This is a genomic window from bacterium, from assembly GCA_016702305.1.
Classification (GTDB): domain Bacteria; phylum Electryoneota; class RPQS01; order RPQS01; family RPQS01; genus JABWCQ01.
Window position 1 is genome coordinate 156,173 of the sequence record JADJEH010000017.1, and the last position, 21,889, is coordinate 178,061.

24 protein-coding genes are annotated in these 21,889 nt (G+C 58.8%); 12 read left to right on the forward strand and 12 right to left on the reverse strand.

The window, feature by feature from the left end; translation table 11 throughout:
• Nucleotides 1–17: 17 nt before the first annotated feature.
• The 6 genes from IPH10_11735 to IPH10_11760 form a co-directional block, all read right to left on the reverse strand.
• Entirely contained in the window at nucleotides 18–548 is a 531-nt protein-coding gene (locus IPH10_11735; GenBank protein ID MBK6911577.1) for a dCMP deaminase family protein, read from the reverse strand.
• A 205-nt stretch (nucleotides 549–753) separates the two neighbouring features.
• The gene (locus tag IPH10_11740; protein MBK6911578.1) at nucleotides 754–1,290 is read right to left on the reverse strand and encodes a hypothetical protein; all 537 of its coding nucleotides are present in this window, start codon (nucleotides 1,288–1,290) and stop codon (nucleotides 754–756) included.
• A gap of 24 nt (nucleotides 1,291–1,314) precedes the next feature.
• Complete coding sequence (locus IPH10_11745) at nucleotides 1,315–1,713, reverse strand: glycosyltransferase (protein MBK6911579.1); 399 nt, start codon at nucleotides 1,711–1,713, stop codon at nucleotides 1,315–1,317.
• A 52-nt stretch (nucleotides 1,714–1,765) separates the two neighbouring features.
• Entirely contained in the window at nucleotides 1,766–2,350 is a 585-nt protein-coding gene (locus IPH10_11750; protein MBK6911580.1) for a hypothetical protein, read from the reverse strand.
• Nucleotides 2,351–2,359: 9 nt separating this feature from the next.
• Nucleotides 2,360–2,983, reverse strand: a complete 624-nt coding sequence (locus IPH10_11755) for a hypothetical protein (protein MBK6911581.1) — start codon at nucleotides 2,981–2,983, stop codon at nucleotides 2,360–2,362.
• Nucleotides 2,962–3,372: a hypothetical protein gene (locus IPH10_11760; GenBank protein ID MBK6911582.1), complete on the reverse strand. Its 411-nt coding sequence runs from the start codon at nucleotides 3,370–3,372 to the stop codon at nucleotides 2,962–2,964. Before IPH10_11760 ends, IPH10_11755 begins: the two co-directional genes overlap by 22 nt.
• Before the next feature lie 220 nt (nucleotides 3,373–3,592).
• Between IPH10_11760 and IPH10_11765 the strand changes: the two genes are divergently transcribed.
• The 4 genes from IPH10_11765 (at nucleotide 3,593) to IPH10_11780 (ending at nucleotide 7,131) form a co-directional block, all read left to right on the forward strand.
• Nucleotides 3,593–4,138: a hypothetical protein gene (locus IPH10_11765; GenBank protein MBK6911583.1), complete on the forward strand. Its 546-nt coding sequence runs from the start codon at nucleotides 3,593–3,595 to the stop codon at nucleotides 4,136–4,138.
• 103 nt (nucleotides 4,139–4,241) lie between these two features.
• Nucleotides 4,242–5,324: an A/G-specific adenine glycosylase gene (gene mutY / locus IPH10_11770; protein MBK6911584.1), complete on the forward strand. Its 1,083-nt coding sequence runs from the start codon at nucleotides 4,242–4,244 to the stop codon at nucleotides 5,322–5,324.
• A 153-nt stretch (nucleotides 5,325–5,477) separates the two neighbouring features.
• A complete protein-coding gene (locus IPH10_11775) occupies nucleotides 5,478–6,107 on the forward strand; it encodes a GyrI-like domain-containing protein (protein MBK6911585.1) in 630 nt (209 codons plus the stop codon).
• A 112-nt stretch (nucleotides 6,108–6,219) separates the two neighbouring features.
• Nucleotides 6,220–7,131, forward strand: a complete 912-nt coding sequence (locus IPH10_11780; GenBank protein ID MBK6911586.1) for a hypothetical protein — start codon at nucleotides 6,220–6,222, stop codon at nucleotides 7,129–7,131.
• Nucleotides 7,132–7,172: 41 nt separating this feature from the next.
• Here IPH10_11780 and IPH10_11785 read toward each other — a convergent pair whose 3' ends face one another.
• Both IPH10_11785 and IPH10_11790 read right to left on the reverse strand, forming a co-directional pair.
• The gene (locus IPH10_11785) at nucleotides 7,173–8,600 is read right to left on the reverse strand and encodes a fibronectin type III domain-containing protein (GenBank protein MBK6911587.1); all 1,428 of its coding nucleotides are present in this window, start codon (nucleotides 8,598–8,600) and stop codon (nucleotides 7,173–7,175) included.
• A 98-nt stretch (nucleotides 8,601–8,698) separates the two neighbouring features.
• Nucleotides 8,699–9,031, reverse strand: coding sequence for a DUF3467 domain-containing protein (locus tag IPH10_11790; GenBank protein ID MBK6911588.1), 333 nt, complete (start codon nucleotides 9,029–9,031; stop codon nucleotides 8,699–8,701).
• Nucleotides 9,032–9,128: 97 nt separating this feature from the next.
• Here IPH10_11790 and polA point away from each other — a divergent pair, with 97 nt between their 5' ends.
• From polA to IPH10_11825, 7 genes are all read left to right on the forward strand, one after another.
• Nucleotides 9,129–11,882 (forward strand): DNA polymerase I, encoded by a 2,754-nt coding sequence (polA, locus tag IPH10_11795; protein MBK6911589.1) that lies wholly within the window; start codon nucleotides 9,129–9,131, stop codon nucleotides 11,880–11,882.
• A gap of 72 nt (nucleotides 11,883–11,954) precedes the next feature.
• Entirely contained in the window at nucleotides 11,955–12,389 is a 435-nt protein-coding gene (locus IPH10_11800) for a hypothetical protein (protein ID MBK6911590.1), read from the forward strand.
• Entirely contained in the window at nucleotides 12,386–12,748 is a 363-nt protein-coding gene (locus tag IPH10_11805; GenBank protein MBK6911591.1) for a hypothetical protein, read from the forward strand. Before IPH10_11800 ends, IPH10_11805 begins: the two co-directional genes overlap by 4 nt.
• Before the next feature lie 500 nt (nucleotides 12,749–13,248).
• On the forward strand, nucleotides 13,249–13,542 hold the full coding sequence (locus tag IPH10_11810) for a hypothetical protein (protein ID MBK6911592.1): 294 nt from the start codon (nucleotides 13,249–13,251) through the stop codon (nucleotides 13,540–13,542).
• A 112-nt stretch (nucleotides 13,543–13,654) separates the two neighbouring features.
• Nucleotides 13,655–15,301 (forward strand): hypothetical protein, encoded by a 1,647-nt coding sequence (locus tag IPH10_11815; protein ID MBK6911593.1) that lies wholly within the window; start codon nucleotides 13,655–13,657, stop codon nucleotides 15,299–15,301.
• Nucleotides 15,302–15,303: 2 nt separating this feature from the next.
• On the forward strand, nucleotides 15,304–16,518 hold the full coding sequence (locus tag IPH10_11820) for an MFS transporter (protein MBK6911594.1): 1,215 nt from the start codon (nucleotides 15,304–15,306) through the stop codon (nucleotides 16,516–16,518).
• Nucleotides 16,518–17,168: a DUF4433 domain-containing protein gene (locus IPH10_11825; protein MBK6911595.1), complete on the forward strand. Its 651-nt coding sequence runs from the start codon at nucleotides 16,518–16,520 to the stop codon at nucleotides 17,166–17,168. The genes IPH10_11820 and IPH10_11825 overlap by 1 nt, the downstream gene beginning before the upstream one ends.
• Before the next feature lie 58 nt (nucleotides 17,169–17,226).
• On the opposite strand, the gene IPH10_11830 is transcribed toward IPH10_11825, so the two are convergent.
• The 4 genes from IPH10_11830 to IPH10_11845 all read right to left on the reverse strand — a co-directional run bounded on the left by IPH10_11830 (nucleotide 17,227) and on the right by IPH10_11845 (nucleotide 20,189).
• Nucleotides 17,227–17,658 carry a methylated-DNA--[protein]-cysteine S-methyltransferase gene (locus IPH10_11830; GenBank protein MBK6911596.1) on the reverse strand — a complete coding sequence of 144 codons (432 nt, stop codon included), beginning with the start codon at nucleotides 17,656–17,658 and terminating at the stop codon, nucleotides 17,227–17,229.
• A 59-nt stretch (nucleotides 17,659–17,717) separates the two neighbouring features.
• A complete protein-coding gene (locus IPH10_11835) occupies nucleotides 17,718–18,608 on the reverse strand; it encodes a DNA-3-methyladenine glycosylase 2 family protein (GenBank protein ID MBK6911597.1) in 891 nt (296 codons plus the stop codon).
• Between the two features lie 69 nt (nucleotides 18,609–18,677).
• Entirely contained in the window at nucleotides 18,678–19,673 is a 996-nt protein-coding gene (locus IPH10_11840) for a PDZ domain-containing protein (GenBank protein MBK6911598.1), read from the reverse strand.
• Nucleotides 19,674–20,189, reverse strand: a complete 516-nt coding sequence (locus IPH10_11845; GenBank protein MBK6911599.1) for a trypsin-like peptidase domain-containing protein — start codon at nucleotides 20,187–20,189, stop codon at nucleotides 19,674–19,676.
• A gap of 339 nt (nucleotides 20,190–20,528) precedes the next feature.
• On the opposite strand from IPH10_11845, the gene IPH10_11850 reads away from it, so the two are divergent.
• Nucleotides 20,529–21,710, forward strand: coding sequence for an MFS transporter (locus IPH10_11850; protein MBK6911600.1), 1,182 nt, complete (start codon nucleotides 20,529–20,531; stop codon nucleotides 21,708–21,710).
• Nucleotides 21,711–21,889 lie beyond the last annotated feature (179 nt).

Consider the following 21,889-nt stretch of genomic DNA (forward strand, 5'->3'; position numbering starts at 1 on the left):
GCTCGCGATCGGTGAGACTATTTGGTTCCTTTGTCCGCGTCTGTTTCCCAACCATGCGGACCAACCAGCGGGGCGCGAAAACCGCTGACGTCAAGCAAATCAACTTTTATGCCAACATTCTCCAGCACGCGGCGGCTGCGTTCTTCGCCCGGGTAGCTGCCGAATACTTTCACGTGTTTAATCCCGGAGTTTGCGATCATGCGAGCGCAAATCGGGCAAGGAAATACCGTCACATATATGTCGGCGCCGTCCACCGGCACACCGTTGCGGGCACATTGCAAGAGTGCATTCTGCTCGGCATGCAAACAGATGCACAGCTCCAGCCGCTCGCCCGATTTGATGCCTTCGATGTCCCGCTCACAGCCGCCCAGTTCATCCGGATGCGGATGCCCCGCCGGAGGACCGTTATAGCCCGAGGCCAGAATCTGATTGTTGCGCACGATCAGCGCCCCCACCGCGCGGCGCAAACAGGCCGAACGCATGGACACCAGATTGACGATATTGTAGAAATATTCGTCCCACGAAATGCGATTGGTCTTGGTGCTCATGTGCGCGCCGTAGGTTCCCAAACGAATTTGCGATCGCCCTGCTTCAGATATCGAAAGAACCCCAAGAACAGCGCCGCATTCATTGCCACAAAGTGAAACAGCGATGTAACGGGCGGCAGCTTAATACGGAATGCAACTAAGAGAGCACCGAGCGCGGCAATCGCGTAACCTATCAATTGAACTACCAGTACGCCGCGATACAGGATCAATTTCCCGCAAAGACAAGGCTCGTGACAAGGATCGCGATCATCAAAAAGGGCATCGTCCAGCGAATTGCCTTATGCGAAGTGAACGTATAGGCAGCGATGCCGTAGCGGGGCAGCAGCACGCGCCAATATCGCGCTAATGTCTGGAAATTCCCGGCGCCGATACGAATCCTCCGACGAAACTCCTCCCGAAACGAGCGACTTGCATGTTCGTACGCTTTCGCGTTCGGGTCCCACACCGCATGCTTCCCAGCTAAGACAGCCCACAACATGGGCGTGGTGTCATCGTTGGCCGAGCCCGGTGCAAACGGCTGGTATAAACTATGCCGAATTGCCAAACACATGCCCGTACCACCGGAAACGCCGCCGACCTGACTCTCGAGTGCTTTCGTAACATTGATGTGCGCTGCGTACTGCTCACCTTCGCCTCCGAAAACCGCGTCGGTCACTGGCATAATATACCAGCCGGCGGAAACTACGCCAATGCGAGGATCAGCAAAGTGACGGCAGCATCTTGCGCAAGACCTGAGAATCAAGCTTGACATCGGCATCGGTGATTACTACGATATCCGGCCTGAGTTTCCGCGACAAGGCGATTCAGGACCAAGTGGCTTCCCATTGCGACCGTCCAATCGAACTAATCGGAGACGCGGATCGACAAAACTCTTAACAATTTCGTCCGTTCCATCCGTGGACCCGTCTGATCCGACAATTATCTCCAACTTCTCCTGTGGATAGTCCTGCGCGAAACTGTTGCCAATTTTGCGGGCGATGACGAGAGATTCGTTGTATGCCGCAATTAGCAGCGCCACACTCGGTAACTCATTGTCGGGTTGCTCCGGCGGATCCAGATCATACTTCCGCGGTAATAGTCGCAACGATAATGGGTACAACACGAGAGTGTGCAGCAGCAGGGTGATTGATCCCCACAAGACAATTTGCAAAGTCAGATCGAGCACATGCACTCACACAAGAGGGTTGCCAATGCCTGCCCCCTGCTGAATTCTTCCACTACGACCGCTCGAGCGCGTCGAAGTAGCGCTTGCCGCCCATGACTTGCGGACGCAGACGCTGCGCCGCTTCATGAGGCGGCATACCGCCTTGCAGGTCCAGAAAGGCCTTGCGAAAGGTCTCGGGCGCTTTCAACGTCGGATCGTTCAAGTCGAATACGCGAATCAGGCCTTGCAGGCCATGCAGAAGCAACTCAGTTGACAGGCCGCCCATCTGTTGCTGAGTGCTTTGCAGGGACCAACTTTCCGGTGTGATGTCCCCGAAATAGGCCGGCAGCTTCTTGCTCGTCATGAGCTCGGATGGCGCGGCACCGTTGCACAGCGCATCGCACGAATCAAACAGCGCTAACCGGAGATCCGGGCGCGTTTCGCTCTTAAGCTGAACATCACTCAGGAAGTCGCCGTGACGGGGCGTGAACCGCTTGCCGCCCGTCTCGATGACCAGCCGGTATTCGGATCGAGGCGACATGTAATGGTGGCGCGAACCGACGTTTTCAATCGTCACGCGGCCTGTCTCCAACTCGGCAATCACGTGCTTGCCCAGCGGCAGTGATTTGGTCTTTTCTGTAAGATCTAAGTAGCGCACGGCGTATGTCTATGGTTTGGCAGTTTTCAATTTGAGACCGGCACCCTGCCGGTTGAGTTCAAAGATGGTCAGATCAAGCAGATCGGCAAACAAAGAGAGCTGGTCGGCATTAATGATGCGCTCGATCCGCCCGGCGTGCTGGACGTCCGGCCATTCGACACTCAACTGCTGCTGCGTGCCGAAGTGCAGCAGGTTCAGAGCGAAACCCGAGCGCGTGCGATAGGTGACAAGGGTCTCGGCGCGCTCGGTGCCTGCGATGTTCTTGGAGGTCTCGATGGCATATCGGGCCGCGCCGATCAGTCCAGGCAGTTCAGCGGCATCCGCCAGCGCCTCAATCAGGCCCTGCTCCCCCGCCGTTAAGCGGAAATTCACCGCAAAAAAGCGCACGGTATCACCGGGTTCGAACGCGATGTCGGTCAGAACCTGCAAGACTTCACCAGTTGCCTTCTCTTTGCGCCCGGCCACCAATTCAATACTACCTACAGGCAGACGGTCACGGAAAAGCGTCCGGCCCGGCTGGGTCAACTGCCATTCATAGTCCGTAGCAATGACCGGAACAGACTGGGCCCAGGCACCGCCGCTCAGCAACAAGAAAAATAGTAGTCCCCGTTTCAGTCTTGATGTTGCCAGCAACGGTCGCTCCCCGGTTCGGACTTGCGCTTGCAGCGTTTCCCTTTGCTCGTCACGGCAACACAGCGCTGGCGAACCGCTGGTTTGGTGGTCTCAAACCCGGCCTGATCCAGCGGAGCGGCTCCCATCCGGCCGAGCACGTCGCCGACCGGAACCCAGCCTTCGAGCACTATTTTCGCCCACCCTGCCACAGTATCTACAACAGACAGTCGGCTGGCGGGCGAAAAAGTACCGGCCACCGGCCCGGCGGGAATCACGTAAATTGTTTTATCAACTGAAATTAACGTATCGGCAGTGGGCGGGACTCGCATTGAGTCGGGCGGCTCCTGAGCGCGGACCGCCGGGCTTCCGACCCAAAGTAGCAGGCCTATCAGCCAGATTGTTCGCCGCACGCCCACTCCTCCGGAATCTTCTCGCGCTAAATTGAGTTAAATATAGCAGTTTCCCCCTCCTCCCGCAAGGTGGGTGCAAATCACGGCGAATTACTCCACTTAGCGCCAAAACCGCCCTCGGCAGCCCCGCGCAGTTGGGGAGCGGGGTTCTGGCGGTTGCGCTCGCAAGAGGAGTTTATTATATTGTGAATTCACAGGATGAGACCCTAATCCCGAACTCGTGAAATCGCTCGACCTTGATACGCTTCAGCGCTACTCGCGCGGGGAGCTAAGCCACAAGACGTTCATGGCCGTTCATCAGGACGCCGGTGAACTGCTCGACCTATTGTTTCAGAATCTGAACAAGGCTGAGCATGTGGTCTCGATTGAGGACTGGCCGTTGCCGCGCCGTCAGCGCCGCATGGGCCAGTTCTTTGTCCTCAAGACGATGATGCTGTTCACGCCATTTGTGCTGATTGTCGGCGCGGCGATTGAACCGACGGCGCGTGTGCTCGGTCTATCGCTGATGTTCGGCTGGCTGGCGCTATGCCTGCTTGGAGGAAGCTATCTGCTGTGGGATCGCCAGCGTGCCAAGCGATCGCGCGACGGCAAGTCGGTGTTGGTCATCACAAACCGGCGCATGATGCGGATCTGGCTTGACGGATCGGAAACCGTGCAGGCGTGGTGGCTGACGGATGATCCGAATAAAAAAAAACGGCTTGAACCAGTCTCCGACACCATAAAATTGCTGTTGGAACTCGATCTCGGTAAACCCTCCCACAACTAATCGCGCGCCGCTTGTGGTCTCCACCACAGGCGGTTTCTCATTGAATGACCAAATTTGACAGCGTAACAGCGCGGGCGACCGGCGCAGAGTCACAGGCACGCGCGTGAGTCTGTCCGCAACGGCTCTATGCAGTCTCGCCGAGTGGTTTGAACGCGTCAAACGCGATTTGCCGTGGCGTAACACGCGCGATCCATATCATATATGGATCAGCGAGATTTTGCTGCAGCAGACGCAGGTAGCCACGGTGGAGCCGTATTATCATCGCTTCCTCGCGGCGTTTCCCACGGTCGAAGCGCTGGCCGCCGCACAGTTGGACAGCGTCTTGAAAGTCTGGGAAGGCTGCGGATATTATGCACGCGCGCGCAATCTGCATAAGGCGGCCAAACAGGTCGTGGCACAGGGCGGCGGTATTCCACGCACGAGCGGGGAACTGAAAAAACTCGCGGGTATCGGTGAGTATACGTCGGCGGCGATTGCCTCGCTGGCGTTTGGGGAAGCGGTTCCCGTGCTGGACGGCAATGTCGAACGGGTGATCGCGCGAGTGACCGCCGAGCACGGCTTCATCACTGAGCGCGACGTGCATCAGGGACTGCGCCGCGTGGCCGAAGAGTGGATGCAGACTGCGGTCAAGGCGCGCCTGGCGCCAGGCGCGGTGAATGAAGCGCTGATGGAGCTTGGCGCAACGGTGTGTAAACCCCGCGAAGCGCTGTGCGACAACTGCCCGCTGCGACGCGCGTGTGCCGGGCGCAAGACGCTTAAGGACGTTACCGTGCTGCCGCGCAAGCCTGCGAAACCGACCACGCCGCACTATGACATCGGCGCGGCCATCGTGCGCAAACACGGACGCATCCTGATTACGAAGCGGCCCCTGCACGGTTTGCTGGGCGGACTGTGGGAATTCCCCGGCGGCAAACAAGAGCCGGGCGAGTCTTTGCAAGAGTGCGTGCGCCGCGAGCTGCGTGAAGAGCTTGCCATTGACGTCGAAGTTGGGGCGCATGTGATCAGCGTTAAGCACGCCTACACGCACTTTAAAATAACGCTGCATTGCTTCGAATGCACCCACAGCGGCGGTGAGTTACAGCTTGTGCATGCCGCCGATGCCAAGTGGGTATTGCCCACGGAGCTGCGGCGCTATGCCTTTCCCAAGGCTGACCGCGTAGTGCTTGACCTGTTGACAAAAAACTAATTGCGTTGCAGATTCCGGCGAGGAACCGCGCTTCGCGCTAAATCCCCGCTCGGCGAATATCTCGCGCGCCTCGAAGCCGCCGGACAATTCGACACACATCGTATCACTTGACTGAAATAACCTGATCAACCGACACTGCACAAGAGGGAGAAAATGAAGTACCTGAGTCTCGCAGTCCTGATCCTGACCGCTTGCCTTGCCAATCTGAGCCGCGCCGAAGAGAATGGCTCGGCCCAACCGGCCGCCACCGCGAAGATCGTCAAAGAGATCGCGTTTGAAACCAAACCCGCCATGATTGCCGCGACCGCCTATGTCAAAGCCGCCGACTTCGCCCCCGAAGGCGGATGGGGCGAGAAAGACTACGAAGGCGCGATTGACGCCATGGTCATGAACGGCTCGACGCGCGTGATCAATTACACCGCAGAGAAGAGTATCCAACCCGCCGGCGCTATGTTCGCGGTTTGGTATCAAGACCCGACCACGACTAAGCCTACCGATCTCACGTCGAAGTGGTGCGTCCCGATTGCCGACGACAATGAGCCGACCCCCGAGGTAACGGTCGAGAAGCTGCCGGCGATGGATGCCTTGACGGTCACCTATGAAGGTCATCCGAACTCGGCGATGAACGTCTGGACTGAATTGACCAAGTACGCGGAAGCCAACGAGTACGAGTGGACGGGCGCACCGATGGAAGTCTATCACTCCGTCGGCGGCAAAGAGCCCGGCGCAGACCGCTGGAAAGTCGAAATCGTCTGGCCGGTCAAGAAGAAGAAGAAAAGCTGATCAATTATCTTGTCGGGGCACCCGCTGTGGGATGCTCCCGCGTGTAGATACAAAAAGGCCGGAGCGGTGCGCTCCGGCCTTTTGAGTTGCATATATAGAGGAAAGCTGTAACTTGTCTAATATGGAAACCTACTTCATCGTGGACGGCGGCGGAACGCAAACCCGAGGCTGGGTGGTCGCCGCTGACGGCACCATCCTCGGACAGCACAGCGCCGGTCCTTCTAATGTGGTGCGGCTCGGGCCGGTCGGGTTGCGCACGGCGCTGTCTGATTTGTTGACGCTGCTGCCGGAAGCGCGCGCGGCGCGGGAAGTCGTGTGCGGACTGGCCGGTGTAGGCCGCCAGAACGAACGAGATCTCGCCCTGTCCGTGGCGCAGGACCTGTGGCCGAAGCTGCGTCCGCACGTCGTCACCGACGCCCATCTGCTGTATGCCGGCGCATTTTGTCGCGGCGAGCGCGGCATTCTGTTGATTATCGGCACAGGCTCGATTGCCTTCTACCAGAATCCGCACGGCCACGAATTCTTCCGAGCGGGTGGTTGGGGTCCGCTGCTCGGAGATGAGGGCAGCGGCGCGTGGATTGGACGCGAGGCGCTGCGGCATTGCTTATGGGAAGGTGAACGCGCTGAACTGTCGCCGTTTCACGCCGCCGTACTGGAAAAGCTCGGCATCGAATCCACGCAGGACATCATTACAAAGGTCTATCGCGAGGACTTCGGACCGACGCGCTGGGCGGAACTGGCGCCGCTTGTGTTTCAATTCGCGGGAGGACAGCCGGACGTGATGGACATCTTGCAGCACGCCGTGCTCGAACTGGTGGATCAGGTCGAACGGCTGTTGGAAGATATGCCGCAGAATACGGCGGCGTTGCCGCTCGTGATCAGCGGGGGATTATGGGAACAGCGGCCCGTACTGGAGCCGCTGTTCGTAGAGGAAATTCGTTTGCGTAATCTGCCGTTGCGGATCACCGAGCCGGACGGCGGCGCGGTGGAAGGCGGACTGGCCATTCTGGCCGAACGGAGGTAACGCCTGGGCAGCGCGGCGCATGGAAGCCGCGTCCAGGCCGGTCAGTTGCGGATCTCGTAGTCCATTAATTCACGACGAACAATCAGGTCCGCGCCGACGTATTCTTCTTCTTTGATGATGCCGATCGTCTGCGGCTTGAGGTAGTATTTGATGCTGTAATTGCTGCCGCGGTCGAACCGCTGGTAGATCGTCACACCTGTGTACGTCGTGCCGTTGACGTTCACAGTCACGTTACTGGTAGCCACGATCACGCTGTCGCCTTCAAAGTTCCAGAAACCCGAACCCGGCGGCGAGCGCAAGAGCAGTTCACCCGACGCTCCGCCGAGCGGAAACTCATCCTGAAAGAGGCCGTTGGCAAAGTTGCGCCAGTAGAACAGCGTATCGGTCGTGTCGTCAACAAACTCCACGACCAGATAGTAGTCTATGCCGCCAGGATAGGCGACTTCGCGGACTTCGCGGCGGGCTACATACACCGGGCCGTCGTTGGGATCCACCTCGTAACGCCAGTAGTTCGACAGACAGATCGGCACGGCGCCGTCCGAGCAGTAGCGATAATCCGCCTGTGCAATATTGGACCAGGCTGAAGTGCCGAACGAATTATTCGCGCGCACTTGATAGTTATAGATCGCGACGTTCTCGGCCAGCGTGTCGAAGTACTCCACGGTGTTGGCCGCCACCGTATCTATCGTCTCCCAGAAGTTGCCGGCCTGGTTGCGACGGATGTGGAACTCGGTCTCGTCGAGTGAGTTGTCCAGCCACGAAATACGCACACCCGTGCCGACGGTAACAATGGCCGTCAGCTCGGAGGGAGCGTGCGGCGCGCCAAGCGTCGGCGTGGTGACCGAGGCGGAGTCGAGCGACCATGTCAAAAGATTTCCGAGCTGCGCACCGACACGATAATAGTATTCTGTCGCATCCGCACAGGTCGAATCATTGTACGACTCGATGTTGTCACCAACTTGACCAACATTGGCCCATGCACTTACGGCCGTGCGACGACTGACTACAAAGGTCACGGCAACAGGCGACGTATCGGACCAGCCAACCCGCACCACGGTTGGCGCAAGCGCTTCGGCGATGACGTTGGCGGGAGGCGGAGGCGGATCGTCCCCGGACGTGCTGACCGTTAATGTGTTGGATGGGTCGCTGCGGCCCGCGCTATTCATGGCGAAGATGCGGAACTGATACTCCGTCGCAGCCACGAGGCCGTCCACAAGATAGGTCGTGATATCGGCATTCACCGTGGTGTGCAGATGCCATTGCCCGCTGATCGCCATTTCCAACTCGAAGGTCTCTTCGTCGTTGGATCGGTCGTTCCAAGTCAGGCGAATCGAGTTCTGGGTGGTCTGGGTGGCGGCCAGAAGATTGGGCGCCACGGGGATGACTGCGCGAATCTCCTTCTTGTCCTCGTCGCAGGACAGCAGGAGACCGGCCAGTGAAAGCAATACGAAGATGCGATACGCAGTCATGGGTCCTCCGGACGCCAATCTTTTATTGGTATGTTCTGACACTGTCCATCGCGGACGAAAGCACAGCGGGTCCAGCGTCTACGCTGGAGCGGGCACGGTTACTTAACTTCGGGTTCGCCGCCGGCGCGGAAGCCAAACTGTCCGCCGGATTGCGGCGGGCCGCCGTGCAGTTTGATTTCGCCGAACTGCTTTTCGTAGCGGTCGAGGTTCTCTTTGAGCGCGTTCAAGAGAAACTTGCAATGTGAAGGCGTCATGATGATGCGAGCGTGGACCGAGGCCTTCGGCGTCCCGGGCACCATGCGCGCAAAGTCAATGAAAAACTCGGCAGGACTGTGCGAAATTAAGGCGAGATTCGAGTAAATGCCTTCGGCGACCTTCTCATCTACGCTGACATTGATCTGATGCGGGCGCTGCGGCGTGGGTTCCGACATGGTTATCCTCTTGTTCTAACGATTGTTCCAAAAAACTCCCTGACTCTGCAATGAGGGGCTTTGTGCTCAAAAAGTCAAGCCCGAAATCCTGTTTCTTATGACTGACCGCGAACACACCCTGTTCCTGATAGATGGCTCGGCCCTGATGTACCGCGCCCATTTTGCGTTTCTGCGCAATCCGCTGGTCAATTCGCGCGGCGAAATCACCTCGGCCATCTTCGGCTTTCTCAATACACTGATCTCGCTCATTGAAAAAGAGCAGCCGACCCATCTGGCTATCGTCTTTGATACCGCCGAACCCACGTTCCGGCATAAGGCCTACACTGAATACAAAGCCACCCGCCAGAAAATGCCCGAGGAGCTGGTGGACCAGTTGGGCCGATTGGATCAGGTGCTGGCGGCGACTGGTCTGAAAATTCTGGCCCTGCCCGGTTGGGAGGCGGATGATGTCATCGGCACACTGTCGAAGCGCGCCGATGAGCAGGGCTATCTGGTCTATATGGTGACCGGCGACAAGGATTATCAGCAGCTCGTCACCGAACAGGTTAAGCTCTACAATCCGAAATCCGACGGCACCCTGATCTGGTCGCCCAAAGATGTCGAAGAAAATTTCGGCGTGCCGCCGCAGCAGGTCATTGATGTGCTGGCGCTGATGGGCGACACGTCGGACAATGTCCCCGGAGTGGCGGGCGTGGGGCCAAAGACGGCGGTGAAGCTGGTCAAGGAATACGGATCGGTCGAAGCGGTGCTGAACGCCGCGCCGACGATGAAGCCGTCTAAATTGCGGGATGCGCTGATTGAATATGCCGAGTCTGCGCGCATGTCACGTGAGTTGGTCACCATTGACTGCGACGCGCCGATTCAAGTCAACCTCGACGAGCTCACCGTCCAGCCGCTCTATAATCCCGAGATCGAACGCCTCTTGACCGAGCTCGAACTCTATCGTCTGCTCGAACGTTTGCGCGGCACAGCACCCGCCAACTTGTTGCATGAAGCCAACACACAGGCGACGCAACGGGACTATCACATCGTTCGCAGCGCCGCAGAATTCCGCAAATTGGTGGAGCAGTGGCGGCGCGACAAACCGCTCTTGTCGTTCGATGTCGAGACCACGGCCGCCGATCCGCTGCTGGCGGAATTGGTCGGCGCGAGCTTCGCCGTCGTGGAAGGAGAGGCATACTACATCTCAATGGCGCACTTCGACGGCGCGCCGCAGGGCACACGCGATTTCATCCGCTACGGACAGATGGCCGAAGGCGCACTCGCTGCTTATCTGGAGATTGCCGCCGAACTGCTCGAGGACGCGAGTGTGCCCAAAGCGGGGCAGAATGTCAAGTACGACGCCCTCGTATACCTCTCGTATGGCATCGTCGTCGCCTCTCTTTCGTTCGACACGATGATCGCCGCGTACCTGTTGAACCCCGGCAGCCGCTCGCTCTCGATTGACGAGTTGACGCGCGATTACCTCAAACTGTCCAAGATTCCCACCTCGGATTTGATCGGTTCGGGCAAGAACCAAGGCTCGATGCTGGACGTTGATCTGGAAAAAATTGCCGACTACGCGTGCGAGGATGCCGACTATGCGCTCCGGCTCGTGCATGCGCTGGAACCGCAGCTCGGCACGCAAGCAACGCTGCTTTCCGACATCGAAATGCCGCTCACTGCGGTGCTGCGCGACATGGAATTTACCGGCGTTCGGCTCGACACGGCCCTGCTCGCGGACATGTCCAAGGAACTTGAACGTGACCTCGCGCGGTTAGAAGAGGAGTGCTGCGCGGCGGCCGGAGAGAAGTTCAACCTGAACTCGCCCAAGCAGCTCGCGGCCATCCTCTTTGACAAACTGCGGCTCCCGGTCCAGAAGAAAACCAAGACCGGACCTTCGACCGACGTGGATACACTGACGGCCCTTGCGCCAATGCATGAACTGCCGGCCAAGTTGGTGGACTATCGGATTCTGGCCAAGCTCAAAGGCACGTACGTAGACTCGCTGCCGGAGATTATGCACCCGTTCACGGGACGCGTGCATACGACCTTCAGTCAGACCATTGCGGCCACCGGAAGATTGTCGTCGAACAATCCCAATTTGCAGAACATTCCCATTCGCACGGAAGTCGGCCGACGCATCCGTGAAGCGTTCATCGCAGGCGAATCCGGTTGGCAGATTTTGTCGGCCGACTACGGCCAGATCGAACTGCGCATTATGGCGCATCTGTCGAACGACGAAACGCTGATTGCGGCCTTCCGATCGGGTGGCGATGTGCACCGTGAGACCGCCGCCAAGATCTACGGCGTCGCGCTGGCGGATGTGAATTCAGACATGCGCCGTGCTGCCAAGACGGTCAACTTCGGGATCATCTACGGCCAGACAGACTTCGGCCTTTCCGAGCAGCTTGGCATTCCGCGCGCCGAGGCCAAGGCGTTCCGCGAACAGTATTTTCAGCTCTACCCCGGAGTCCGCGACTTCATGCGCCGGACCGTCGAGACATGCCGCGAGAACGGCTTCGTGGTGACGCTGCTGGGCCGGCGGCGGCAGATCGCCGACATCGCGAATCCCAACCGCCAGGTCCGCGAGTTCGCCGAGCGCATCGCCATCAATACGCCGGTCCAAGGGAGCGCCGCGGACATGATCAAGCTCGCGATGCTGCGCATCGCTCAACAGCTCAAAGAGGAAAAGTTTGCCGCTCGCATGCTGCTGCAAGTCCACGACGAGCTTGTGTTCGAAGCACCGGCAACGGAAGTCCAACGACTCGCCGAAATGGTCCGGCGCGAGATGGTGAACGCACTGCCGCTCGCCGTTCCAATTGAAGTTGACGTCGGCTCGGGAGCGAATTGGCTCAAAGCACATTCGTAACTTTTTTCTGGCAAGCACTTGCGTTTTGCTTTATCAAGAGTTATATTTTGCGCGTCATGGGTCAGGTGAGCCATGTCCGTTGATCGTGCAGTGATCTTTGAATGGAGCGTGCATCCGCCGCGGCAAGGTGGCTACCGGCGTATCGTCTTCGTCCTCACGCTGATCGTGGTCCCCATCGTCATGCTCAAGGTTTTCGAGCATCCGCTCTGGGCATTCTTTGCCACGGTCTTCTTGCTGGGAACGACGACGGCCTACTGGCTGCCGACGCGCTACACCATCAGCCATGACGGCATTCTCGTCCGTCGCTGGTTCTGGTCACGGCGCAAATTGTTCCGCGACCTCAAGCGCATCGAGCGCGATCCCAACGGCCTGTTCGTCTCGCCGTTTCCCCAGCCGTCGCGGCTGGACGGGCATCGCGGTTTGCTGCTGATGGAGCCGCCCAATTCGGACGCCGTTCTCGATTTTATCCGCCAACGCATCGCCGGGTCGCCGGAGCACGGATCATGAAAGATGTCACCGCGCCCGACTACCTGAGCCCCGAACAAATTGAGTTGTTCGCGCGCTTGGCCGATAAAGTGGTAGGCTTGGGCTTCGCCCTGCCGGCCATTCTGTTCCTTGAGACCACTCGACCACTGAACTTCGTCGGGTCGCAGGTCATGCTGTTCTTTCAGCCCATGTTGCGCTCCTTCTTTACTCTGCGCGACTATGATCTGCTGCAACAGGCGCTCGAACGGCGCGAGACGCTCGGCTATCTGACCGAGCTGATTGAGGCCCGCGATGAAGCGGCGCACGAGCGAGAGCGTGAGCAAAAAGCCCAACGAAAGGCTGAGAAGCTCGCGCGCAAAGCGGCTAAACGCAAATCATAGCCGCGTACAACGATCTTTCATGGTTTGTGTTGCCAAAGAATTTGAAAATTTTCTGCGACGGCAAACTTCCCGATTGATCGTTTGTAAGTGTTCTGATTTTCAGAATCTTACATTGATAGCTCCGCTGTGATTCGGCGGCGCATGCGGTACATGGGTCGGCCAATCCGGCCCCCATCTGCTTAACTTTGCTGAAAATCGGCCCATTTGTTGCTATAGATTGCGACGAAAAGCCGAATCCTGAGACTGGGCCTGTCCACGCTTGACGGCCCACCAGACATACGCGATGAACGTCCCCGCGTGGGGTACGCGATCATAGATACTGTGCGACATCTTTCGAGAAGCCGCCGGTACAGACGCCGAAATGCTCGCCGCACGAGCCCGGAGTCTGCACAGTAGGAAGCATGCGGAACTCGGGCAGCGCAGCCGCTTCCTGTCTGGACACAAAACATCCTGTTCTCGAACGAGTCTCTGCCCGATCACTCAGCGAAGGAGAAATCCGCATGAGCCCTGCCAAGAAGGCGACCAAGAAGAAGGCCACCAAGAAGAAGGCCACGGCGAAGAAGGCTACGAAGAAGAAAGCCACCAAGAAGAAAGCCGCCAAGAAGGCCACGGCCAAGAAGGCGACCAAGAAGAAAGCCACCAAGAAGAAAGCCGCCAAGAAGTCTACGGCTAAGAAGGCGACCAAGAAGAAAGCCACCAAGAAGAAAGCTACGGCTAAGAAGGCGACTAAGAAGAAAGCCGCCAAGCGTCGCAAGAAAGCCACCAAGAAGGCTGCCTCGCCGATGCCGATGTAATTCGGTTTTCGCTTGCTTGAATACGCAAACGGTCTGGAGTAATCCAGACCGTTTGTTATTTTACGCATAGCCTGCTATATTCTGTCTATAACTTTCCCTTATGGAGTCCTGCATGTCCCCGCAAGCCCTTTTTAAGAAATTGCTGCTGCGTCCGACGCCTGATGAGACGCTCGAACTGCTGCGGCAACTTGCGCTCGTCAAGCACACGGCCAAAACGCTGCTGGTGTATCATGATCAATTGCTGTTTTACAAGGCCTATCCCGTATCGGATGCGGTGCGCCGTCTGGCTGATCGCGAGTTGGCGCACTTCCACGAGCGCATCACACCCGAACTGTCCGATCTCATGATGCAGACGGGCATCGTCGGGACGAAGCTCTACTACGCTTTCGATTATGGCAATGCGCGCTTCGTTCAGGGGCAGTTGGGACGACAGGTGGAACTGGACTGGGAAGATTACGAAAACAAGGAGCACGACCCGCTGGCGGGCCTGCTATGGCTATTGTTGGAACCCGCCGAGGCGGACGCCGCAGATTCGGAAGCGCTGACGGTGCGCGACATCCTTGAACGCGCCGCCGGAGGGGATACCGTGTTGTCTTTGCTCTTGGATCGCTTCGCGCAGGCCTTTCCGGGGCAGGTCGGCGATCATCTTTACAACGAGGCCAGCCTGATGGTCGGGGCGACGTTGACGCCTGCGGGACCGTCTCGAACGCGCACAGCCCTGCCGCGGCCTAAGGAGCTGTGGATCTGGTCGCCCGAGTTGGCCAAGCAGAAGTACGATTTTGCCACCGAAATTGCCAAGCCGCTCGAACTCCCGCCGCCGGTCTCGCCCAAGCGCGGCCAAGAGCTGCTCAACGTCGTGCATGGCACGCTCACGGTGCGCCTGCGCGAGTATTACGGCGCGACACACGGCAATCCAGCCGAGCTCTACGAGATTCAACTGGATCGCGGCGGCACATTGTTGCTGTGGTTCAATACCGTCGAATGGCGGCTGCCGATAGAAGCCGGTTGGGGCTTCATGATGCTCAAGAACGGTGTGCCCATCAGCTACGGCGGCGGCGGCATGCATCCGGCGCGGCTGGAGATTGCGCTCAACCTGTTTGACACCTTCCGCGGCGGTGAGGCGGCCTGGATCTACGGCTCACTCGTGCGGGCCGCGCGCGCATTTTGTCCGGCGCCGTGGGTTGTCGCCCGAAAATATCAGATTGGATATGAAAACGACGAGGCCCTGGCTTCGGGTGCCTACTGGTTCTATGACAAGCTGGGCCTGCGCTCGACCGACGCGAAACTGCGCAAGCTCGTTGAGGCCGAACGCAAGAAAGTGCTGGCCAAGAAGGGCTATCGCGCACCGCTGACCTCGCTCAAAAAGATCGCTGACGCGGATATCGCCTTGAGTCTGAAACACCAGGAAACCGCGCTTTACAAAGAGTATCCGCTGGAAGATGTGGCGCTGCTGGCGGCGGATGTGCTGGCCAAGCTCGGCCCCCGCGATGGCGGTTTTTCAAAACGCATTCTGAAGGCCGTGGAAGATCGGCTCGGCCAGGCGTTGCCCGCGATGACGCCGCACGAACGCTTCTGGGTGGCGCAGCAGGGCGCCTACCTGCTGGCTCTTGATGAGTCAAAGTCGTGGAACGCCTCGCAGCGCACGACGTGGCTGGCCATGGCTCGTGGCAAAGGTGGTGCACGGGAATCTGAATACCTATGGAACGCCGCCCAACTGGCGGGTTTCTGGGACGCCCTGGCCCGAGCGGCGGCGAAGTAGCTGTGAACTCACTCCGCCAGACCTTCCGCGCCTTTCGGCATCGCAACTACCGCCTGTTTTGGACTGGTTTCGCACTGTCCATTACCGGAACGTGGATGCAGACGCTGGCGCAAGGCTGGCTCGTCTGGCGGCTCACTGAATCACCGCTGTGGCTCGGCGTAATCGGCGCGATGTCCCAGCTTCCGTCGCTTCTGCTCGGCTCCATCGGCGGAGTGCTGGTGGACCGCGCACCAAAACGAACGGTGCTTTTTGTCACACAAACCGGTTTGGCTATCTGTGCGCTCCTCCTCGCGATTCTGACCTTTGCCGGTAGGATTACCGAGTGGCACATCCTGATTCTGGCCACCATCTCCGGCATCTTCATGGCCGCCGACGCGCCGGCGCGGCTGTCGTTTGTCACGGATCTCGTCGGTAAAGAGGATCGGCCTAATGCGATCGCGCTGAACTCCTCGACTTTTAATGCCGCGCGTCTGGTCGGGCCCTCACTGGCCGGAATTATGGTACCACTGGTTGGCGAGGGCGCCTGCTTCCTGGCCAACGCCGTGTCGTACTTCGCGCTGATCGTCACGTTGTCGCTGATGCGCAATCTCCCTGATCCGCGTGGCGATACCAGCGAGCCGATTCTGAAGCAGTTGCGCGACGCCTATACCTTCGTGCGCCGCTCGCCGATTCAGCGCGTTCTGATTCGCAACGTCATCATCTTTTCCATCTTCGGCTTCGCCTACACCACCTTGTTGCCGATGGTCGCCGACATTGTGCTCAACACAGGCGCCGAAGGTCTCGGTGTGCTGATGGCCGCCGGAGGTATCGGCGCGCTGTTGGGCGGGCTGTGGCAGGCCTCGATGGATCAGGAGAGCAAACGCGGCTGGGTTGTGATGATGGGCATGGCCGGACTTGGTCTGGGATTGCTCATCTTTTCGCTCTCAAAGCAATTTGAGGTCTCGGTCATCGCCCTGGCCATGTCGGGGTTCTCGGGCATCGCGATGCTCGCCTCGACCAACACGCTCCTGCAGCAGCTCACGCCGGATCATCTGCGCGGGCGCGTGCTGGGATTCTATACATCCAGTTTCTTAGGCTTCGGCCCCATTGGCGCGTTCCTGCTCGGTGCATTGGCCGATGCCTTTGATGCGCGGATCGCATTGGCCGTCACGTCGAGCATCTGTCTGGCGGTCGCGGCTTACACGATCGCGCACTATCGCCGCTTGCGTACCGTGTGATGCTATTCGGTCCGGTTACACCGGCGCGGGAATTGGCGCGCCGTGAAATTGATCTTCTGCTGCACAGCACGCACCTGACCATCAACCTGCCGCAAATGTTCGCAGACGGCCTGCTCGACACGGCGCGCGGCCTGCGCACACGGCTCGGAGACAAGGCTGAGCGCCTGCTCCACGATCCGGCGCGGCTCGAGAAGTTCGCCGTCGGTCTGGACTATATTAATGCGTCGGTAACGACGCCGAACTTCGAGTTGCTCTATGCACGTTCGCGCTCGGCGTGGCAGGTTGAGTGGGTGCATCTCGTGCTCGACCTGAAGTTGGTCGAACGCGAGGACACACTCTTCTGTCCCGTCTCCGCCGCGCAGGATTTCGGAGCGCATGTGACCTCCGGCGTTGCTGGATTGCAGTCCATGTTCGCCGAGCAAGTCGAGCCGTGGAACCGCTCAGGGTTGACCAAAAGCGAACCCACGCATCCGCAAGCTGAAGTGTTGATCAAAGGCGCAATGGACTTAGCCCACGTACGCGAGCTGCTCGTTTCGTCCGGCGCCATTGAAGACGAGGTGCAGCGACTGGCGGCGCACTACCACAGAAAAGTCACGACGCGCGTCTCACCCAAACACTTTCTCTGGCCCGCGCGGCTAAAACACAAGTAAACCGAAAACGGCGACTCGATGGAGTCGCCGTTTTAGTTACACAAAGAAAGCACCTCGCTCAAACCAGCGTGCTGCACTCGTGCTTCAAGAGCCACGTCTTGCGGTCAATACCGCCCGCGTAGCCGGTGATTTGATTTTTTTGGCCGACGACGCGATGGCAGGGGACGACTACCGCCACCGGATTCATGCCGTTGGCCACGCCGACCGCGCGGGCGCCGTTGTCTATCATAAGACGCTTGGCAATTTCACCGTATGTCGTGGTCGTGCCGAAGGGGATCAACTGCAATTCGCGCCAGACTTCCAACTGAAATTCCGTCCCGCGAAGATCCAGCGGAATCTCAAAATGCGTGCGCAAGCCCGCATAATACTCCGTCAATTCCTTGCGCGCCTGCTGCAGCAATTTGGTTTCGATACACTCGCCGTCGGCCTCGCGTGGCTCGTCACAGAACTCCGCGCGCATCAGCCCGTGCGCGCTGGCGGTCAAGCGCATGCGTCCCAGCGGCGTCTTCAGGTCCGTCCAGTAGCGCTCAACTTGCGGCGCGGCATCGGTCAGGAGTTGTGTAGGAGCGTGTACCATATATAAAAAGTTGCGTACGAACGAAAGGGCCGCCAACTCTCCGTGATGCGTTTCGTCTCGTCCAGCGTGGCTTGTCGGCCTAATCGATACTGCCGCGCCAATGCGTTGCGTAATCCGATGTCTTCATACGGACAGGCGTCCGCATCGCCATGCACGCGCATCATCGCGTACTCTACCGACCACGGCCCGATGCCGCGAATGGCCAATAGGCGCGCCCGAATCTCGGCGGGGTCAGCTTCGCTTAACAGTGATTCATTAAGATAACCCAGCGCAACGTCTCGCGCAAGGCCCTGAAGGTACTCGCCTTTTTGCCGCGACAATCCACACTTACGCAACTCCGCTGCCGTCAGACTGAGCAGCGCCTCCGGCGCGGGAAACCCCTCATAAACCTTATCTTGCCACGCCACCACGGCGTTGCAATACAGCGCTAACCGTGAGCGCACTGCAAACGCAGATGCTACGGATACCTGTTGTCCAATGATGGACCACGAGAGGCATTCCCACAAGCTGTGCACACCCACCAGCCGCAATCCGCAATAGTCACGCGTCCAACTTTGTAAACGGCGATCACTTTCTGAGAAGCGATAGAATGCCAACAGTTCGTCATCGGGCCCGAACGTGCGCTTCACAAAATGTTCAAGCTGCGCCTGCCGCGACGCTGTGCGGTCGCCGACAACGATGCGCGCGTGGATACTGTTCCGCTCACAAGGGGTAATTTCCACCAAGTAATAGCCGCGCTCATCGGCCAGCACCTGACAAAAACGCTCGCCGGACACCGCGTGCGTCTGCGCATTCTCATAGCGGCCTATGTAAAGCGCCGTCCTGGCAAAATCAAACGGCGCGGTGAAGGTGTGAGTCAGCATAGAGTGGAATAGAGACAACAAGCCCCGGCCATTCCAAGGTGGCCGGGGCTGTTGGAGGTGGTAGGTTGGTTAATTGACCTCGACTGCTTCGAACGTCTTCACGCCGTCGCGCACAATGCGGAACAAGACGGCCTTGTTCGAGTTGCGCAGCGCCGCGGCAATCTCCTTGAAGCCGTGAACGTCGTCCACGGGCTTGCGGTCAATCTCAATAATCACGTCACCTTCACGCAGCTTCTCACGCGCCGGCGAGTTCTCATCTATCTCGTTGATGATCACGCCATAGGTGCCATCCAGCCGCAGCGCACGGGCCATGGATTCATTGACAACGCCGACGTCTATCCCCAACCAGTTGCTCGATGGCTCGGGACGCTGTTCGCCTTGACCCATAAATGTGGCCAGCGCCGCGCGATCACCCAACACAAATTCCAACGACTGCGGCTTGCCTTCGCGAATGATCTTGGCCACCACGCCGCGGCCCGGCGGCACGTCGGCCACCGCCATGCGGAACTGCTGCACATCCTTGACGACCTTGCCGTCAAACTCCGTGACGACATCGCCCGCTTCCAAACCGCCCACCGAGGCCGGGGTATTGGGATCCACGCGCTCGACAAACACGCCGTGCTGCTCCGCCGCGACGCCGGTCGCACTGCGCAGCTCCGCCGTCAGCTCGCGCGGCAGCATTCCCAAATAACCGCGCGCAACCTTGCCGTTCTCGCGCAACTGGTCCACGACCTTCATCGCCATGTTGATCGGAATAGCGAAACCGATGCCTTGACCACTCGGGTTGATCGCGGTGTTCACGCCGATAACTTCACCGTGAATGTTGCACAACGGACCGCCGCTGTTGCCGAAATTAATGGAAGCGTCGGTCTGAATAAAATCCTGGAAGCTCGGGCCGCCGCCCGCAATCGCAAGATTGCTGCGCCCGCGCGCCGACACGATGCCCACCGTAAGCGTCCACTCCAGACCCAACGGATTGCCCATCGCGATGGCCCAGTCGCCAACGCGCAGGTTATCGGAATTTCCGATCAAGGACACTTCATTGGCTTCAAAATTGTGATCCACCTAGATCACGGCCACATCCGTTTCGGGATCCGCGCCGATGATCTTGGCCTCGTATTCCTGGCCGTTCTGCGTTTTGACGGTCACCTTGTCCGCGTTTTCGACGACGTGATTGTTGGTGAGGATGAAGCCGTCGCGGCTGATGATCATGCCCGATCCGGTGGACGGAGCATGAAACTCGCGCGGCCGATTGCCACCGCCGCCGCCGCCATCACGCTTATGGAAAAACTCCCAAAACGGCTGATTCTCAAAAAATTCATCCATCGGATTCGCGCCGCTCATGACCTTGTCCGATGAGATATGTACCACCGTCGGACCGACCCGCTCGGCCACGGGCACGAACGGACTCTCGCCGTGGTCATTGATTAACGAATTGTACTGCGCGAATTGCGCGTTCACCGGCGGCGCGACTTCCTGGGCGGTCGCCGTCCGGTCCATCTTCATTTCGGAGGTGAAAAGCACACCCACCACCACTCCGGCCAGCACGAGGCCGAGGCCAATCCAACTCAGTTTTCGCATAGTACGTCTCTATCTGTAGGCTGAAAATTGTTCGATTAGGCGACTCGCGCTGGACAGTCCTCCGTCTCAGCGCGGCGCGTACCACAATATACGAAATGAACCGTAATCAGTTCCCAAGTTCCCGTCTAAAAGTTAAGTTGTTGATTTTCATGTAACTCTGTGGAGAATCGGGGGTAGACTTCTGCTTACTGGACGGGTCAACGGCCAGCAAGTTGCATCCGCCCAGAGTTGCAAATCCGTGGCCGGAAATGTACCTTAAAAGTTGCCTATCGGATATCGCCGGGGAGCAACCGATTTCCCCGCTTCACACTGTCTCTCACCCATTGGACTCTTCCCGCTTTGCCCCGTCGCTTTCGCATTGAACCGCTCCTGATCTTCCTGACCATGCTCCCGGTGACGGGGGTTGTGCCAATCTTGAAGTCGTTTGTCATGGACGGCTTCGGAGTCTCGGGATTCTGGACACACGCATTTCTCGCGGCCAATATGCTCGCGGCGTTCCTGTTTGCGCCAATCGCCGGCGGCTTGGCGGATCGCATGGGGCGGCCGAAGCTCTTTGTGGCTATCGCGGCCGCGCTCGACGGGTTGTGCTTCCTGTTGATGCCACACATTCGTGACTTCACCGTGCTGATGTCCCTGAGGTTTGTGGAAGGCGTGTTTCATATCGGGACGCTGTCGCTGCTTTTGGCCGTGGCCGGCGCGCGCGGTGCAGAGGGACGCAGCGCCGCGATGGGCCGTGTCGGTGCGGCGATTACCTTCGGCGTCGCGCTCGGTTCGCCCATCGGCGGGTGGCTCGGTTCGATTTCGCCGTTCTATTCACTCTCCTTGGGCGGTGTGTTGATGATCGCCGTCGGTGTACTGACGGCGTTGCTCGACATGCCAAGCGATGGATTGGCGCGCCGCCAGCCGCTCGGTGCTATTCTCGCAAATCTCGCGCGCGAACCCCGCCTTCGCTTGCCCTATCTGTTCGCCTTTCTGGATCGTTTCACGGTCGGTTTCTTTGTGGCTTCGTTTCCCATCCTTGCGACGCTGAAATTCGGATTCACACCCGGGCAGATCGGTGGCCATATTGCCGCGTTCATGCTCACGATGGGGCTGCTATGTCCGCCGGTCATTTGGCTGGCGCGGCGTTTCTCGCAGACGCAAATGCTGCTCTGGGGATCGCTGTCCTACGGTCTGTTATTCGCCGGAGTCGGGTGGATTGCTCCGCCGTGGCTGATGGTCTGGATGTTTGCGCTCGGAGCCACATCCGCCGTGATGTTCATCCCCACGCTGCAACTCTCCGCGGCGTTCGCACCGATTGGGCAGATGGCGGCCTCGATGGGCGGCTTTACGTCCGCGGGGTCCCTGGGTTTCCTGCTCGGGCCCTTAGTCTCTGGAACGTTGCTGTCCCTCCTGTCGGGCAACATGACCACCGAGGCGGCCTACGCGATCGTGCTCTGCTGCGGTGGCTTGCTGCAATCGCTCGTCGCGGGCGGGCTGATCGTGCGCGCTTCGCTGGCCGAACGCGAACCTACCTCCTGATCTTCCTGTCGCGGCTTTCCAACGCCCCCTCTTCACCGCGCTAAGTATCTAAATTTGCAACTCATTCCTTGCCGGATTTCCGTTCTAAATTCTTGAATTTGAGAGGCTTTGAGTTGACTTTTCAGGTGATATGTTCTAAATTATTGCTTTCCTCATAAAGAGTGACATCCAACCAGGAG